This window comes from Streptomyces sp. NBC_00322, from assembly GCF_036147535.1.
Taxonomy (GTDB): Bacteria; Actinomycetota; Actinomycetes; order Streptomycetales; family Streptomycetaceae; genus Streptomyces.
In genome coordinates this window covers 7,201,919-7,217,705 of sequence record NZ_CP108019.1, presented here as the reverse complement: position 1 = coordinate 7,217,705, position 15,787 = coordinate 7,201,919, and the positions used below count along the sequence as shown (strand labels likewise).

Below are 15,787 nucleotides of genomic sequence, written 5' to 3'. Positions count from 1 at the left end.
TCGAGGAGGTCACTCCCGATGCAAGCGAACGTGGGCGACACACTGCTGGTGCACGGCAGGATCGTGGGACAGCACGACAAGACCGCCGAAGTCGTCGAGGTACTGGGGCGGGAAGGCAACCCCCCGTACCGGGTGCGCTTCGACGACGGCCACGAGGCTCTGCTGTCCCCGGGCCCCGACACCGTCGTACGCCACCACGAGCAGGCCTGACTCAGTCCGGCGGGCGCACTCTGGTCGGATAGTGATCGGCCACCACCCTGGCCATCGCCCCGATCGGGTCCGTCCTGACCTCCTTCGCCGAGAAGAAGCAGTGCCCGCGCACTCCTTCGTACGCGCGCGCCAGCGTGAGATGGCGTGAGAGCTCGGCGGGGTCCTGCCAGGGCGCGGGCTGGGCGGGGTCACCCGCCTTGTAGAGAGCCTCACCCGCATAGAGATCGACGTCCGTGTCCTGTACGACGTCGTTCCACCAGGGGAGCAACCGGGCGTAATCGGCTACCGGGAACCCGATGTTCCAGTAGATCTGCGGGACGACGTAGTCGATCCAGCCCTTCTTGACCCACTTGCGGGTGTCGGCGTGCAGATCGTCGTAGGTCTGCACGCCCGCCGCGGTGTCCGAGCCGCGCGGATCGGTGGCGGCGTTGCGCCACACTCCGAAGGGACTGATCCCGAAGGGAATGCCCTTCCTGGACTTCTTGATCCGGTCGGCCATCTCGCGCACCAGCCGGTCGGTGTTGTCGCGCCGCCAGACGGCCTTGTCGGGGAAACCGGCGCCGTAGCGTGCGTAGGTCGCGTCGTCGTCGAAGACCTGGCCTGCGACCGGATAGGGGTAGAAGTAGTCGTCGAAGTGCACGCCGTCGATGTCGTAGCGGCGGACGGCGTCCATCATCGCGTCCTGGACGAAGCTGCGGACCTCGGGAATGCCGGGGTTGTAGTACAGCTTTCCGCCGTACGGAAGCACCCACTCCGGGTGCACCCGGGCCGGGTGGCTCTCGACCAGCCGGGACGGATCGGTGTGCACGGCGACGCGGTAGGGATTGAACCAGGCGTGAAGCTGTAGATCGCGCCGGTGGGCCTCGGCCACGGCGGTGCCGAGCGGGTCCCAGCCGGGGTCTCGCCCCTGTAATCCGGTGAGGTACTGCGTCCAGGGCTCGTACGGTGATGGCCACAGGGCGTCCGCGGTTGGCCTGACCTGGAGGACGACGACGTTCAGCTTCCGGGCGACCGCCGTGTCGAGATGGGCGCGGAGTTCGGCTCGCTGCTGTGCCGGGGTGAGGCCGGGCGCGGAGGGCCAGTCACGGTTGGCGACGGTCGCGATCCACATCCCGCGGAACTCCCGGGCTGTCGCATACCGCCTCGACGCCTGTGCCGCGGACTGCGCTGCCGCGTCCCCAGGAGTCGCGTCCCCAGCTGTCGCCAGTGCGGCCATGGCTCCGGCCGCCGTCATCACGAATCCTCTTCTCCCGATCCGCCCCATATGCCGCCCTCAGCTCCCTCGCTGCCGACCGTCGTATCCGCACAGCATGCCCGCCGAAGGACACCCCCTAGCCGTGGTCCACGCATACATCCGGAGTAACGTCGGGGGGTCGAGGCGGGCGCCGGAATCACACGGGGGACTCGCCGCACGAATCAGCGAAAGGCACGAGGTGACGGACTCAATGGCCGACATTGCACGCGTCGGAGTGGTGGGCTGCGGCCAGATGGGCGCGGGCATCGCGGAGGTGTGCGCCCGCAGCGGCCTCGAGGTGAAGGTCGCCGAGACCACGGGCGAGGCCCTGGAGATCGGTCGCACCCGCCTCTACAACTCCCTCTCGAAGGCCGCCGAACGCGGCAAGATCACTGAGGAGGAGCGCGACGCGACCTTGGCGCGCCTCAGCTTCACCACCGACCTCGGGGAGTTCGCCGACCGCGATCTCGTCATCGAGGCCGTCGTGGAGAACGAGCAGGTCAAGACCGAGATCTTCCAGGTGCTCGACCAGGTGGTGACCCGGCAGGACGCGATCCTCGCCTCCAACACCTCCTCCATCCCGCTGGTGAAGCTCGCCGTCGCGACCTCCCGCCCGGACCAGGTCATCGGCATCCACTTCTTCAACCCGGCCCCGGTCCAGAAGCTCGTCGAGCTGATCCCGGCGCTCACCACCTCCGAGGAGACGATCAAGCGCTCCGAGGCCGTGGTGCAGCAGGTGCTCGACAAGCACCCGATCCGCGCCCAGGACCGCTCAGGATTCGTGGTGAACGCCCTGCTCATCCCGTATCTGCTGTCCGCGATCCGGATGTTCGAGTCGGGCATCGCCAGCCGCGAGGACATCGACAACGGCATGGAGCTGGGCTGCGCCCACCCGATGGGTCCGCTCAAGCTCTCCGACCTGATCGGTCTGGACACCGTGGCCTCGGTCGCCGACTCGATGTACGCGGAGTTCAAGGAGCCGCTGTACGCCGCTCCCCCGCTGCTGCAGCGGATGGTGGACGCGGGTCGCCTCGGCCGCAAGTCGGGCTCCGGGTTCTATCCGTACTCCTGATTCACACGGAGTGTGCGGGGCGTGCCCGCATATGCCCTGCGCACACGCTCCCGCCCTCCTATCAGGGAGAGTTGACTCGGTTCCGCTCAACCAAGGGTCCGCTGTACAACCTTCCGAAGAGGAGTTGAATCCGTGACCACCGACCCTGATCATTTAGTGGTCGTCGAGGAGTTCGCCGAGTTACGCCGCTGCCTCGACGTCGGCCTCGCCCGTATCGACGGGCATCTGGCACTGCTCGCACAGCGCAACGACCAGATCGACCGCGATCTCACCGATCTGGCCGCGCGCGTCGGGGCACTCGAGCACGCCAGGTGGCCGCTGCCCGCCGTGGCCGCGCTGACCGCGCTCGGAGCGCTGGCGGTGGCGGTCTGGCAGGCGCTCGGACACTAGCTGTTGAGGTCAGCCCAGCCGCAGATGGTGAAGCATCAGCAGCCCGGCCGCCATGTTGGCGGCCGGGACCTCACCCCGGGCGATCATGTCCGGGACCAGCTTGAGCGGTATCCATTCGCGGCGCGAGGACTCGAAGTCGTCCTCGGGGTGCCCGATGTACGTCGCGTCCTCGGACCAGTAGAGATGGTGCCGAGCGTCGGTGAGGCCGTTGGACGGCTCGACGGTCATCAGGTGCTGGAGGGGGCCCGGGCGCCAGCCCGTCTCCTCCTCCATCTCCCGGGCGGCCGCGGCCTCGATGTCCTCGCCGTCCTCGACGACCCCCGCGGCGAGCTCCCAGCCCCAGCTGTTGGTGATGAAGCGGTGCCGCCAGAGCATCAGCACCTCGTTGGCCCGGTTGACCGCGGTCGCGACGGCGACCGGGCGGAGCCGTATGAGGAAGTGGTCCAGGTGTCGGCCGTCGGGGAGTACGACGTCTGCCAGGTTGACCCTGAACCAGCGGTTTTCATACACAGTTTGTTCGCTTAAGTTCGTCCACTGCACTTTTCTGCCACCTTCCGACAAGTAGATGGCAATATCGCAGCAGGAGCTAGGTCAGAGGGGAACGCGCAGTGCCCCGTCGATGAGTTCGGCCGCCTCGTCCGCGTTCGTGCAACCGCTCGCCACGAGATGCTCCCGCACCGCGCGCAGCCGGTCCCTCAGACGCTGCGACTCCATCCCCCTCGCCCGCTCCACCATCTCCGCGGCCGTGTTCGCCGCCCGGTCCACCTCGCCCTGGCGCAGCTCGATCTGGCTGAGCATGGCGAGCCGGTGGACCCGGCCGCGGTCGTGCGCGGGGGTGTCGACGGCAGCCGCGGCGTGCGCGCGCGCGGCCGGGAGATCACCGAGACTCAGCAGGGCCTCCGCGACCTGGACGTTCACCAGGCCCGGCTGGACATAGCCCGTCTCGTCCGGCTCATACCCCGGACGGATCCGTTCCGCCTCCAGTTCGGCCCGCCGGATGCACCGCAGCGCGCTGCTGCCGTCGCCGAGATGCGCGTAGGCCTTGGCCTGCATCGCGTACAGATCGGCGGCCAGCGCCGGGGTGATCTGCTGCCCGGCCGCCCGCAGGGCCGCCTCCGCGAAGGCCACCGCCTGCCGGTGCTCGGCCATGAACAGCGCCTGGTTGACCAGCAGCGCGATGACATACGCGCCAAGTCCCCTGTCCCCGCTGGCCTTTGCGAGCCGCAGCGCCTGATGGAAGTAGCGCTGGGCGAGACCGTGCGCGTCGGAGTCGTAGGCGCAGATACCGGCCACCGCCACCAGCCCGCCCGTCGCCCGGTGCAGTTGGCGGCCCAGCGCGTCGCTGTAGCCGCCGCGCAGCAGCGGCGCGGTCTCGGCGTTGAGAAAGCCGACGATGCGGGCGCGGGTCGCGATGCCGCCCGCCTTGCGGTACATCAGCTCGTAGTGCGCCCGTGCGGCCCGCAGCATCTTGATGTCGGCCATGCTGACGCGGGTCTGCCCCGAGCGCGAGACGTCGGAGTCCTCCGGCGGGTTCTCCCACTCCCATACGGGCATCACGGCGGGGGTGCCGGTGACGGCGGGCGCCTCGATGATGTGCGGCCGCTGCTGTTCGTCGCAGCGCCACAGTGCGGTGGCGCGCTCCACGAAGCCGCACAGCGGCGAGCCGGGCGGTGTGTCGAGCTCGCCGGGCCCGCCGAGACCGATGTCGCCGAGCGTTATGGCCCGGTGCAGCCGGCCCGCGAGGACCTCACAGATCAGGTCGGGCACCTGGCCGCGCGGACGTTGGCCCTTCAACCAGCGTGCTACGGCCGTGTGTTCGTAGCGCAGCGACAGGCCTCGTGCCCGGCCCGCCTGGTTGACGCGGGCGGCGAGACCCGCGTTGGAGATACCCGCCTCGTCGAGCAGGGCGTCGAGCAGGGTGTTGGGCTGCATGGGGCAACTCCGGTGGCTCGGTGGCCTCAGCGTAGTGGAGGGGGATTCGCACGGGGTGTGAACCAAGTGCCCCGATCTGTGCCTCGCGCGCTCTGCCGCCGTACCGCACACCCCGGTTGACTGAAATGCCTCTCACAGAGGCGGCCGGGCCGCCGGCTCCCCCTCGTACAGTGCGGCGGCCCTCGATCGCGTCGTCTGCCCTGCTGATCTGCCCGACACTCCGCGGCAGGGCGGGCGGCGCCGGCCGCACGGCAATCCCTTGGTTGCCGAAGCTGCACATGGCTGCAGGTGACGGCTATCGATTGGAGGGTTCCCGCCGGGTACGGCGCAGTGTGGCGTCCCCGCACTGCGCCGGCACCCGGGAGCGGTCATTGCGCAGCACCAGCAGCGCCACATCGTCGGCGAGCCGCCCACGGGTGTGCCGCAGCAACTGCGAGTGAACGGTGGTGATCACGGCGGCGGGCGAGACCGGCGAGCCGAGCGCCGCCTCGGCGAGCACGGCTTCCAGAGCGAAGAACTTCCCCGACGCGTCACGGGCGTCCGCCGCCCCGTCCGTGTGCAGGAACAGCGCCTCACCGGGAAGCAGCCGCGCGCACCGGTGCACCGGCAGCTCGGCGGGCAGCGGAAACAGGCCAACGGGTGGCAGCGGATCCACACAGGCGAGCGGCGACACCCCGTGGCAGCCGAGCCGATAGGGCCAGGGGTGACCGCAGTTGAGAGCCACCAGGCTTCCGTCGGGACCGATCTCCAGCAGCAGTACGGTGACGAACTCCTCCGCCGACGGGCAGTCGGGCTCACCTCCGCCGGCCGCCGGATGCTCGTCCATGCCACGCTCCCGCAGATGCCGCTGGACCGCCCGGTCCAACCGGCCGAGCACACCGCCCAGTTCGGGCTCGTCGTGGGCGGCCTCCCGAAAGCTGCCGAGCACCGCGGCGACCGCCCCTATCGCGGCCAGGCCATGACCCCGGACATCGCCGATGACGATCCGCACGCCGTACTCAGTGGCCACCGCCTCGTACAGATCACCGCCGACCGCAGCGCCGCGGCTCACCGAGAGCTGCCCGGCGGCGAGCGCCAGACCGTCCAGGCGCGGTGGCAGCGGCCGCAGCAGCACCCGCTGTGCGGCATGGGCGACTTCGCGCACCCGCCTGAGCTCGCGGCTCAGCTCCCGCCGGATGCCCAGCACAAAACCGGTGCCCACGGCGAAGAAGACGACGGCGGTGACGATCCGCCGGACAAGACTCTCCGGCTGGTCCGGCGGCCAGACGACCCTCCAGATCAGAGCGGCGACGCCCCACGCGGCGGGAAGCAGCAGAGGCAGCAGTCGTCTGATCCGTGAGCCGCCGACGTGCGCTGCCCTCGCCCGCCGCGGGGTCCGCAAGGGACCCCCAGACCTGTAACGGATCATGCGGATGGTCCCCTCGTAGGCCCTCCGGCGCGCAGGCAGGCCCCTACGGCCGCGTCGATTCTGTCGATCGATCAGGCCCTGCGGGAACGTCGCCCCGCGTTCTCACCCGAATGAGTGAGGGGCTCACCCGGTGGTCCGGGTGAGCCCCTCATCAGGCGGTACGGCATATCCACACGCAGTCAGGCTCCGCGCAGGACCGCCCCCGTGCGCTCGGCGGCCAGCGCCACGGCGGCGTCACGGGCGGCCGATGCCTCCTCGACCGTCAGCGTCCGGTCGGCGGCACGGAACCGCAGCGCGTACGCCAGTGACTTCTTGCCCTCGCCGATCTGCTCACCGGTGAAGACGTCGAACAGCCGGATGGACTCCAGCAGTTCACCCGCGCCTTCCCTGAGCACCCGCTCGACCTCGGCGGCCGGAACGCTGTGGTCCACGACCAGCGCGACGTCCTGGGTCGCCACCGGGAAGGTGGAGATCCGCGGCGCCTGGAGGGCGCCCTGGGAGGAGCGCTCCAGCAGGTCCAGGTTCAGCTCCATCGCACAGCTGCGCGCGGGCAGATGCAGCGCCTTGACCACGCGCGGGTGAAGCTCACCTGCGTAACCGACGGTCTGCTCCACTCCGTCGATCACCACGGCCAGCTCGGCGCAGCGGCCCGGGTGCCACGGACCGTACTGCCCCTGGCGGACGATCAGTTCGGCCACGGCCTCGCGGGCTACCGCGCGGGCGGACTCGACCGCGTCGGCCCAGTCGGCCGGGCGGCCCTTGCCCCACCAGCCGGCCTGCTCGCGGGCACCGGTGAGCACGACCGCGACATGGCGCGGCTGCACGGGCAGCACTCCGCTCAGACCGGCGATCTCCTCGTCGGTCGGACGGCGGTGGACCGGCAGCCGGACCGCGATGCCCTCCTTCTCGGGAGCCCGGAAGACCAGGCCGGTCTCGAAGAGCGCCAGGTCGTGGCTGCCGCGGCCGTCGTTGCGGCGCAGCGCGCCGAGCAGCCCGGGCAGCAGCGTCGTGCGCAGCGCGGGCTCCTCGTCGGAGAGCGGGTTGACCAGCTTGACCAGGCGGCGGCTCTCGTCGTCCGCCGGGATGTCGAGCTGGTCGAGGACCTGCTCGCCGATGAACGGGTAGTTCAGCGCCTCGACATAACCGGCACCGGCCAGCGCCCGGCCGACGCGGCGGTACAGCCGCTGCCGTTCGGTGAGCCCGCGGCCCGAGGGGGGCTTGGGCAGCGTCGAGGGGAGGTTCTCGTACCCCTCGAGACGAATGACTTCCTCGGCGAGGTCGTTCGGCTCGACGAGGTCGGGACGCCAGGACGGGACGGTGACGACCAGCTCGTCCTGTCCGTAGACGTCGCAGCCGACCTCCTGGAGGCGGCGTACGACGGTCTCGCGACCGTAGCCGACACCCGCGACACGGTCGGGGTGGTCCGACGGCATGGTGATCGTGCGGGGCGCGGACGGGGCGACGATCTCGGTGACCCCGGCCTCGGCGGTGCCGCCCGCGAGCAGTACCAGCAGGTCCACGGTCCGCTGGGCCGCGGCGGCCGCGGCCTGCGGGTCGACGCCGCGCTCGAAGCGCTTGGACGCCTCGGAGGCCAGCTTGTGCCGACGCGCGGTACGGGCGATGGAGATCGCGTCGAAGTGCGCGGCCTCGATGACGACCCCGGTGGTGGCACCGGCCTCGTCGTCGTGGTCGGCGATCTCGGTGTTGGCGCCGCCCATGACGCCCGCGAGACCGATCGGACCGCGGTTGTCGGTGATCACCAGGTCCTCGGCGTCCAGCACCCGCTGGACTCCGTCGAGGGTGGTGAGCTTCTCGCCGGGCTCGGCGCGGCGCACCCCGATCGGCCCGTCGAGACGGGAGCGGTCGTAGGCGTGCAGCGGCTGGCCGAGCTCGAGCATCACGTAGTTGGTGACGTCGACGGCGAGCGAGATCGGGCGCATTCCGGCCTTCTGCAGCCTGCGCTGCAGCCAGATCGGGGAGCGGGCCTCGGGCTCCAGGCCGACGACGGTGCGCGCGGTGAAGCGGTCGCAGCCGATCGGGTCGGCGACCTTCACCACGTAGCCGTACGAGTTCGGGGCGGGGACGTCGAGTAGCGCCGGGTCGCGCAGCGGCAGCCCGTAGGCGATGGCGGTCTCGCGGGCGACTCCGCGCATCGAGAGGCAGTAGCCGCGGTCGGGCGTGACCGCGATGTCGAGGACCTCGTCGACCAGCTCGAGCAGCTCGATGGCGTCGGTGCCGACCTCGTACTCCGGCGGCAGCACGATGATGCCGCCGCTGCCGTCGTCGCCCATGCCGAGCTCGGCGCCGGAGCAGATCATGCCGTGCGAGGTCTTGCCGTACGTCTTGCGCGCGGCGATCGCGAAGTCGCCGGGCAGGATGGCGCCCGGCAGGACCACGACGACCTTGTCGCCGACGGAGAAGTTGCGCGCGCCGCAGACGATCTCCTGCGGCTCACCGGTGCCGTTGGCCTGGCCGACGTCGACGGTGCAGAAGCGGATGGGCTTCTTGAACTCCGTCAGTTCCTCGATGGTGAGGACCTTGCCGACGACGAGGGGGCCCTTGAGCCCGGCGCCGAGCTGCTCGACGGTCTCGACCTCGAGGCCGGCGGCAACGAGCTTGGCCTGGACGTCACGGCCGGTCTCCGTCGCCGGCAGGTCGACGTACTCCCGCAGCCAAGAAAGCGGGACCCGCATCAGATCTCCATCCCGAACGGCCGGGTGAACCGGACGTCACCCTCGACCATGTCTCGCATGTCTTCGACGTTGTGGCGGAACATCAGCATCCGCTCGATGCCGAACCCGAAGGCGAATCCGCTGTACTTCTGGGGGTCGACGCCGCAGGCGATGAGCACCTTCGGGTTGACCATGCCGCAGCCACCGAGCTCGATCCAGCCCTCGCTGCCGCAGGTGCGGCAGGGCCGGTCCGGGTTGCCGACGGACTCGCCGCGGCACACGTAGCAGACCATGTCCATCTCGGCGGACGGCTCGGTGAAGGGGAAGAAGTTCGGGCGCAGCCGCGTCTTCATGTCCCTGCCGAAGAGCGCCTGGACCATGTGGTCCAGGGTGCCCTTGAGGTCGGCCATGGTCAGGCCCTCGTCGACGGCCAGCAGCTCGATCTGGTGGAAGACCGGGGTGTGCGTCGCGTCCAGCTCGTCGGTGCGGTACACGCGGCCGGGTACGACGACATAGACCGGCGGCTCGCGGTCGAGCAGCGTGCGGGCCTGCACCGGGGAGGTGTGCGTACGCAGCACGATGCCGGACTCGTCGTCGACGGTGCCCTTGGGGCCCTGGACGAAGAAGGTGTCCTGCATCTGCCGGGCCGGGTGGTCGGGCACGAAGTTCAGGGCGTCGAAGTTGAACCACTCCGCCTCGACCTCGGGGCCCTCGGCGACCTCGTATCCCATGGATACGAAGATGTCCTCGAGCCGCTCCATGAGCGTGGTCAGCGGGTGGCGGGCGCCGGCCGGGACGCGGTCGTGGGGCAGCGTGACATCGACCGCCTCCTCGACGAGCACCCGGGCGTCGCGCTCGGCCTCCAGCTCGGCCTGGCGGGCGGCCAGCGCCTTGCTCACGGCGCCGCGGGCCTGGCCCACGCGCTTGCCGGCCTCGGCCTTGGCCTGCGGCGGCAGGGCGCCGATCTCCCGGTTGGCGAGCGCGAGCGGCGAGGCACCGCCGGTGTGCGCGACCTTCGCGTGAGCGAGCTCTTCGAGGTCGCCCGCTGCGGCGAAGGCGGCGAGCGCCTCGTCCCGCATGCGCTCGATCTCTTCCGGTTTCAGTGCCTCGACCTCAACAGGGTCGTACGACTTATTGGGTGCGGACATCTCTTCCCGTACTTCCGATGGGCTGGCTGGGGCCCCCGCTCGTCGACCTGGGACGGACCGAGGACGCAAAGGTGCCAAAGGCCGAGTCTAACGGGGTGTGGAGTGGCGAATGAGCCCGCGGGCCGCTCAGGCCAGGTAGGCCGGGGCGCCGACGGGCAGAATAAATCGGAACTCGGCGCCGCCGCCTGGTCCGCGGCCGACGGTGATCGTCCCGCCGTGCGCCTCGACGATGCCCTTGACGATGTAGAGGCCCAGGCCCGTGCCGCCGCGCTTGCTCCCCCGCCAGAAGCGGGTGAAGACGCGCCCCATCGACTCCTCGGGGATGCCGGGGCCTTCGTCGCTCACGGTGACGGCCGTACCCTTCTCGTCGTCCTTCGCCGCTGCCGGCGCCACCTCGATGGTGACCGTTCCGGCGCCGTGGCGCACCGCATTTTCCAGCAGATTGCCGAGCACCTGGTCGATCTTGTCGGGGTCGGCCCACAGATCGGGCAGTCGGCGCTGGATGCGGACGAAGAAGCGGTCAGGAGACTGGCCGCTGGCTATGTGTGCCTGGATGTGGCGTCCGACGGCCGCCGCGATGTCGATGGGCTGACGGCGTACTTCGAGCCGGCCGGAGTCGATACGGGAGATGTCGAGCAGTTCGGCGATGAGCCGGGTGACGCGGCTGGCGTCGGCGTCGACGGTCTCCAGCATGAGCCGCTTCTGGTCGTCGGTGAAGCGTTCCCACTTGGCCAGGAGCGTCGCGGTGAAGCCCTTGACGGAGGTCAGCGGCGAACGCAGCTCATGGGCGACGGTGGCGATCAGCTCGGCGTGGCTGCGTTCGGTGCGGCGCCGGGCTTCGGTGCCCCGCAGGCTGATGACCAGGCGGCGTATCGGCCCGGTGGGGCGCTCGCGCACATAGCGCGCGGAGACGAGGACTTCGCGGCCGCCTGGCAGCAGCAGATTGCGCTCGGGCTGGCCGACGCGGGTGGCGAGTCCGCCGTACGGATCGGTCAGCGTCCACCAGCGGCGGCCCTTGAGGTCCTCCAGCGGCAGCGCGGTCTCCAGCGGGTGATCGAGCGCATCGGCCTTGGCGACGGCCGTGATCCTGACGGCCGCGTCGTTGAAGCAGATCACCCGGCCGGTTTCGTCGGCGACGACCAGTCCGTCGGGGAGGTCGTCGGGGTCGATGCCGAGCGCCTCGGGGCCGCTGGAACGGCACAGCAATGCCCCGTGTGTCTCCGCGGGCCTGCTCGTCCCGACAGCCATCCCCGTACCCCACCTCTCCGCCTGTGCAGTGGGCCCCCGAGCCCGTCACCCTACTAGCTGGAAGTGACGGAGCGGACCCCCTGAGCGAGTACTCGAGCTCAGCGAGCACTGCCTGCGCGCTGGGCGCGCGCCGAGGCATAGAGGCATACGGCTGCGGCGGTCGCGAGGTTCAGACTTTCGGCTTTTCCGTGGATGGGGACGCGCACGACGGCGTCGGCGAGCGCGCGGGTCTCCTCGGGAAGCCCCCAGGCCTCGTTGCCGAAGATCCACGCGGTGGGTCCGCCCATGGTGCCCGCGTCCAGCTCGTCGTCGAGGTCGTCATCGCCCGCGCCGTCGGCCGCCAGTACGCGCACTCCGGCGTCGCGCAGTCCCTGCACCGCCTCTTCGACGGGGACGCCGACGACGACGGGCAGATGGAAGTGCGAACCGACCGAAGCGCGTACGGACTTGGGGTTGTACAGGTCCACGGACGCGTCGGTCAGGACGACGGCGTCGGCGCCGGCGGCGTCCGCACAGCGCAGCACCGTGCCCGCGTTGCCGGGGTCGCGTACGTGCGCGAGTACGGCGACGAGCTTCGGCCGGGCCGCGAGGATCTCCTCGAAGGGCGAGTCGAGAAAACGGCACACGCCGACGAGACCCTGCGGGGTGACGGTCTGCGAGACCTCGGCGAGGACGGCGTCGGACGCGTAGTGCACCCGGACTCCGGCGGCCCGGGCGGCATCCACGATGTCCGCGTACCGCTCGGCTGCCTCGACGGTGCTGAACAGCTCCACGAGGGTGGGCCCACCGCCCGGCCCGCGGTGCGCGACGGCCTCGCGCACGGCCTGCGGCCCCTCGGCGATGAACAGGCGCTCCTTGCTCCGGAAGGCACGCCTGGCCAGCCGCCGTGCGGCGGTGACGCGCGGGGATCGCGGGGAGATCAGCTCGGGAGTAGGCATGTGCCTGCGGCTCTCTGACTCAGGTCCGGGAGTGTCCCGGACGCGCCTGCGGGGGTGGTGGGTGGCGGCACCGGTCGGGCCGCACCGGCGGGGTGCGGGAGGTCTCGGCCGGACCGCCGGGGGCGGGCCATCCCGGACGCGCGGGCCGGGGTCGGTCCCTGGCGCGTACCAGACGGCCGCCGCCGGCCGACCGGGCGTCCCGCGCGGGCCCGCGTAGGTCCGGGGCCACCGTCCGGCGACTCGCCCCCTGGGGGGCGGGTCCGGATGGGACACACCCGCCGGGGCGGACAGTCCCGTACGTGCCACGCGAAAGCCCGCGCCCGTACCGGCAGACCCGCAGGCCGACCGGGGCGGGGGCGCGGCTCGGCCACCCATGCCGGAGGCGGTCCCTGCCGGAGCGGGCGGCAGTCCCGTACGGGCCACGCACACGTCCCGGGCCGCCCGCAGGCCGACCGGGGCAGGAGGCGCGCCCCCGAAGCGAGGCCAAACACGCCGGACCCGCAGGCCGAAGGCCTGCGGGTCCGGTCGGCTCGGCGCGGCCGTCAGGCCGCCGACGCGGCCTTCGGCGCGTTGACGTCGCTCGGAAGCGCCTTCTGCGCAACCTCGACCAGCGCGGCGAACGCGTTGGCGTCGTTGACCGCCAGCTCGGCCAGGATCTTGCGGTCCACCTCGATGTTGGCGGCCTTCAGACCCTGGATGAGGCGGTTGTACGTCATGCCGTTCTGGCGGGCAGCGGCATTGATGCGCTGGATCCACAGCTGACGGAAGTCGCCCTTGCGCTTCTTGCGGTCGTTGTAGTTGTAGACCAGAGAGTGGGTGACCTGCTCCTTGGCCTTGCGGTACAGGCGCGAACGCTGACCGCGGTAACCGCTGGCGGCCTCGAGAATTGCCCGGCGCTTCTTGTGGGCGTTGACTGCCCGCTTGACGCGTGCCACTTGTTAACTCCTTGTAGCGGGGCCGCGGTTGGACTCACACGGCCCGGAAACGAATTGGTCCCGGTCTCGGCGTGTGTCCCCGGGGACCGGGGACACGAACGTCACTTGCCGAGAAGCTTCTTGATGGTCTTCGAGTCACCCGGGGCCATCTCGGCGTTGCCGGTGAGGCGACGCGTCAGCTTGGACGACTTGTGCTCGAGCAGGTGGCGCTTGCCGGCGCGCTCACGGAGCACCTTGCCGGAGCCGGTGATCTTGAAGCGCTTCTTGGCACCGCTGTGCGTCTTGTTCTTCGGCATCGCGCCGTATCTCCTCGTCAGTGGCGCTCCCCCGGTGCGGACACCGGACAACAGGAGCGTCAGATCTTGGTTTGTGGTTCCGGGCGGGACCCGGGGCGCCTGGATGGCCGCCCCTCAGGTCACGCCTCGGAAGTCTCGGCGGGTGCTTCGGCCGGAGCCTCGGCAGCCTCGTCCGAGGTCCCCTCGTTCGCGTAGCCCTGGCGCTCCGCCTTGCGGGCGGCCTGAGCCTCACGTGCCTCGGCCATGGCCTCGGTCTTCTTCTTGTGCGGGCCGAGAACCATGATCATGTTCCGGCCGTCCTGCTTGGGGTTCGACTCGATGAATCCGAGGTCCTCGACGTCGGAAGCGAGACGCTGCAGCAGGCGGAAGCCAAGCTCGGGGCGGGACTGCTCACGACCACGGAACATGATCGTGATCTTGACCTTGTCACCCTGCTTGAGGAACCGGACGACGTGACCCTTCTTGGTGTCATAGTCGTGCGGGTCGATCTTCGGCCGGAGCTTCATCTCCTTGATGACCGTGTGCGCCTGGTTCTTGCGCGCCTCACGGGCCTTCATGGCCGACTCGTACTTGAACTTCCCGTAGTCCATGAGCTTGCACACGGGCGGGCGGGCGTTCGCCGCCACCTCGACGAGGTCGAGGTCGTACTCCTGAGCAAGCTCAAGGGCCTTGGCAAGCGGAACAATCCCGACCTGCTCGCCGCTGGGACCGACAAGTCGCACTTCGGGAACGCGAATCCGGTCGTTGATGCGGGGCTCGGCGCTGATGGATCCTCCTCGGTAGCACCACACGGCTGGCTGGCAGGCAGCCGCGTAACGTCTGTTTGTTGGACCAACCGCACCGGAACGTCAAAAATGCCCCGGACGGAACACAGGCGGGAGCTCCTGGAATACCGGAACACCGCCGCGTGCAACCGCGGGGCTTATCGGGTGGCTCCATCGTCCGTACGGAACGATGGGCGCCGCCTGACCGGTGACCCGCCGTCCCGGAGGACAGCCAGGTGGGAGATCGGAGCCTCCACTTGTGGGCCGGGCACACACGTGTCCGGCCGGTCGTTACACAAGGTTAGCAGCTCTGGCCGGAACGGGCTAACCGGTGGCCGGGACCGGGCGCCGGGCGCCGGGGCATATCGTGTGGGTCATGAGTGACGCGACCACACCCAATGAGTCCCCCGGCTTCGACGACATGACCCGCGACATCGCCGAGGTCCCCGCCGTCGAGGTGATCGTCACGGTCGCGGTGAACCTGATGAGCGCGGCGGCCGTGAAGCTCGGTCTGACCGAGGACGGCGCCGACCACAAGGACCTGGACGAGGCCCGGAAGCTGGTCCATGCGCTGGCCGGCCTGATGGACGCCAGCGCGACGGAGATCAGCTCCTTCCACGCGGCGCCGCTGCGCGACGGACTCAAGTCGCTGCAGCTGGCCTTCCGCGAGGCCTCGCTGGTCCCGGACGAGCCGGGCCAGGGTCCGGGCGAGAAGTACACCGGTCCGGTCTACGGCTAGCCGCTACGACGGCAACCGCTACTCACGTACGAACAGGGGCTCGCCCGGAAGCGACGCCTCGGCCGGCAGCAGTGCCAGGTCGAGGCCACGCACCAGGCGGGCCCTCAGTACGTCGTCGGCCGCCAGCGCCTCGGCGACGCGGCGGGCCGACCGGGCCGGGTCGGCGTCCGCCGAGAGAACCAGGGCGAGGGTGCCGTCCGCGCCGCCCGGGCCCAGATGGGCGCGGAGCACCCCGGGTTCGGCCGCCACCGCGTCCCGTACAGCCGTCGTGACGGCCGGGTCGTGGAGCGGGTCCGTACTGGTGCGCCCCTCCGCAAGGGCGAGCAGCGCACGGCCGGCCAGCTGGTACGTGACGGGCCCGGCCAGGTCGAGTACGAGCGTGTCGGCCTTCTCGTGCGCGGCCGCCTGGAGCGCCTGATGGAGCGGCACGGCGACGGGCCGCGCCTCAGGGTCCCAGCGGGCGAGTGAGGCGATCGAGGTGAAGGCGGGCAGCGCCCGGCGGTCGCCTGCCGTCAGGGTGGGCACGGCCATGTCGCTGGTCTTCTCACGGCGCAGACCGCCCACCCGTCTCCCACCACCACCCTTGCCTGACGCTTCGCGGCCCCCCTGATCGTCCTCCTCGACCTCGCCTAGGACGGCGACGACCGGGACGAGCAGCCGGGCCCCTTTGAGGGCTTCGAGCACCGGCCCCTCGGCCGTGCGGTCGGCGGACCACGCGGCGAGGGCCGCGGTCAGCCGGGGATCGGCCGTGCCGTCGTCGTCGGAGAAACCGGGGTCAGGGATGTTCTTGAGCGCCACGCG

General features: G+C 70.6%; 16 protein-coding genes. 4 read left to right on the top strand and 12 right to left on the bottom strand.

Annotation, left to right across the window (positions count from 1 at the left end; all coding sequences use genetic code 11):
* Positions 1-18: 18 nt before the first annotated feature.
* The gene (locus tag OG905_RS32955; protein WP_328679933.1) at positions 19-210 is read left to right on the top strand and encodes a DUF1918 domain-containing protein; all 192 of its coding nucleotides are present in this window, start codon (positions 19-21) and stop codon (positions 208-210) included.
* A 1-nt stretch (position 211) separates the two neighbouring features.
* Here the strand turns inward: OG905_RS32955 and OG905_RS32950 are convergent, their stop codons facing one another.
* Positions 212-1,474: a glycoside hydrolase family 10 protein gene (locus OG905_RS32950; RefSeq protein WP_328679932.1), complete on the bottom strand. Its 1,263-nt coding sequence runs from the start codon at positions 1,472-1,474 to the stop codon at positions 212-214.
* A 181-nt stretch (positions 1,475-1,655) separates the two neighbouring features.
* Here OG905_RS32950 and OG905_RS32945 point away from each other — a divergent pair, with 181 nt between their 5' ends.
* Complete coding sequence (locus OG905_RS32945; RefSeq protein ID WP_328679930.1) at positions 1,656-2,516, top strand: 3-hydroxybutyryl-CoA dehydrogenase; 861 nt, start codon at positions 1,656-1,658, stop codon at positions 2,514-2,516.
* Between the two features lie 132 nt (positions 2,517-2,648).
* Positions 2,649-2,906, top strand: coding sequence for a hypothetical protein (locus OG905_RS32940; protein WP_324982598.1), 258 nt, complete (start codon positions 2,649-2,651; stop codon positions 2,904-2,906).
* 9 nt (positions 2,907-2,915) lie between these two features.
* On the opposite strand, the gene OG905_RS32935 is transcribed toward OG905_RS32940, so the two are convergent.
* The 10 genes from OG905_RS32935 to infC all read right to left on the bottom strand — a co-directional run bounded on the left by OG905_RS32935 (position 2,916) and on the right by infC (position 14,274).
* Positions 2,916-3,446: an NUDIX hydrolase gene (locus OG905_RS32935; protein WP_266478394.1), complete on the bottom strand. Its 531-nt coding sequence runs from the start codon at positions 3,444-3,446 to the stop codon at positions 2,916-2,918.
* Positions 3,447-3,497: 51 nt separating this feature from the next.
* Positions 3,498-4,838, bottom strand: coding sequence for a transcriptional regulator (locus OG905_RS32930; RefSeq protein WP_328679924.1), 1,341 nt, complete (start codon positions 4,836-4,838; stop codon positions 3,498-3,500).
* 295 nt (positions 4,839-5,133) lie between these two features.
* Positions 5,134-6,246, bottom strand: a complete 1,113-nt coding sequence (locus tag OG905_RS32925) for a PP2C family protein-serine/threonine phosphatase (protein ID WP_328679922.1) — start codon at positions 6,244-6,246, stop codon at positions 5,134-5,136.
* Between the two features lie 179 nt (positions 6,247-6,425).
* On the bottom strand, positions 6,426-8,939 hold the full coding sequence (gene pheT / locus OG905_RS32920) for a phenylalanine--tRNA ligase subunit beta (protein ID WP_328679920.1): 2,514 nt from the start codon (positions 8,937-8,939) through the stop codon (positions 6,426-6,428).
* Complete coding sequence (gene pheS / locus OG905_RS32915) at positions 8,939-10,066, bottom strand: phenylalanine--tRNA ligase subunit alpha (protein ID WP_142216129.1); 1,128 nt, start codon at positions 10,064-10,066, stop codon at positions 8,939-8,941. Before pheS ends, pheT begins: the two co-directional genes overlap by 1 nt.
* Positions 10,067-10,192: 126 nt before the next feature.
* Positions 10,193-11,314 (bottom strand): sensor histidine kinase, encoded by a 1,122-nt coding sequence (locus tag OG905_RS32910; protein ID WP_328679917.1) that lies wholly within the window; start codon positions 11,312-11,314, stop codon positions 10,193-10,195.
* 98 nt (positions 11,315-11,412) lie between these two features.
* Positions 11,413-12,252 carry a TrmH family RNA methyltransferase gene (locus OG905_RS32905; RefSeq protein WP_328679915.1) on the bottom strand — a complete coding sequence of 280 codons (840 nt, stop codon included), beginning with the start codon at positions 12,250-12,252 and terminating at the stop codon, positions 11,413-11,415.
* A gap of 542 nt (positions 12,253-12,794) precedes the next feature.
* Positions 12,795-13,187 carry a 50S ribosomal protein L20 gene (gene rplT / locus OG905_RS32900; RefSeq protein ID WP_266478373.1) on the bottom strand — a complete coding sequence of 131 codons (393 nt, stop codon included), beginning with the start codon at positions 13,185-13,187 and terminating at the stop codon, positions 12,795-12,797.
* Positions 13,188-13,288: 101 nt separating this feature from the next.
* Entirely contained in the window at positions 13,289-13,483 is a 195-nt protein-coding gene (rpmI, locus tag OG905_RS32895) for a 50S ribosomal protein L35 (RefSeq protein WP_142216133.1), read from the bottom strand.
* Between the two features lie 119 nt (positions 13,484-13,602).
* Entirely contained in the window at positions 13,603-14,274 is a 672-nt protein-coding gene (gene infC / locus OG905_RS32890) for a translation initiation factor IF-3 (RefSeq protein WP_328679911.1), read from the bottom strand.
* Positions 14,275-14,623: 349 nt separating this feature from the next.
* Here infC and OG905_RS32885 point away from each other — a divergent pair, with 349 nt between their 5' ends.
* On the top strand, positions 14,624-14,986 hold the full coding sequence (locus OG905_RS32885) for a DUF1844 domain-containing protein (protein ID WP_266478368.1): 363 nt from the start codon (positions 14,624-14,626) through the stop codon (positions 14,984-14,986).
* Between the two features lie 18 nt (positions 14,987-15,004).
* On the opposite strand, the gene OG905_RS32880 is transcribed toward OG905_RS32885, so the two are convergent.
* Positions 15,005-15,784 (bottom strand): SseB family protein, encoded by a 780-nt coding sequence (locus OG905_RS32880; protein ID WP_328679909.1) that lies wholly within the window; start codon positions 15,782-15,784, stop codon positions 15,005-15,007.
* Positions 15,785-15,787 lie beyond the last annotated feature (3 nt).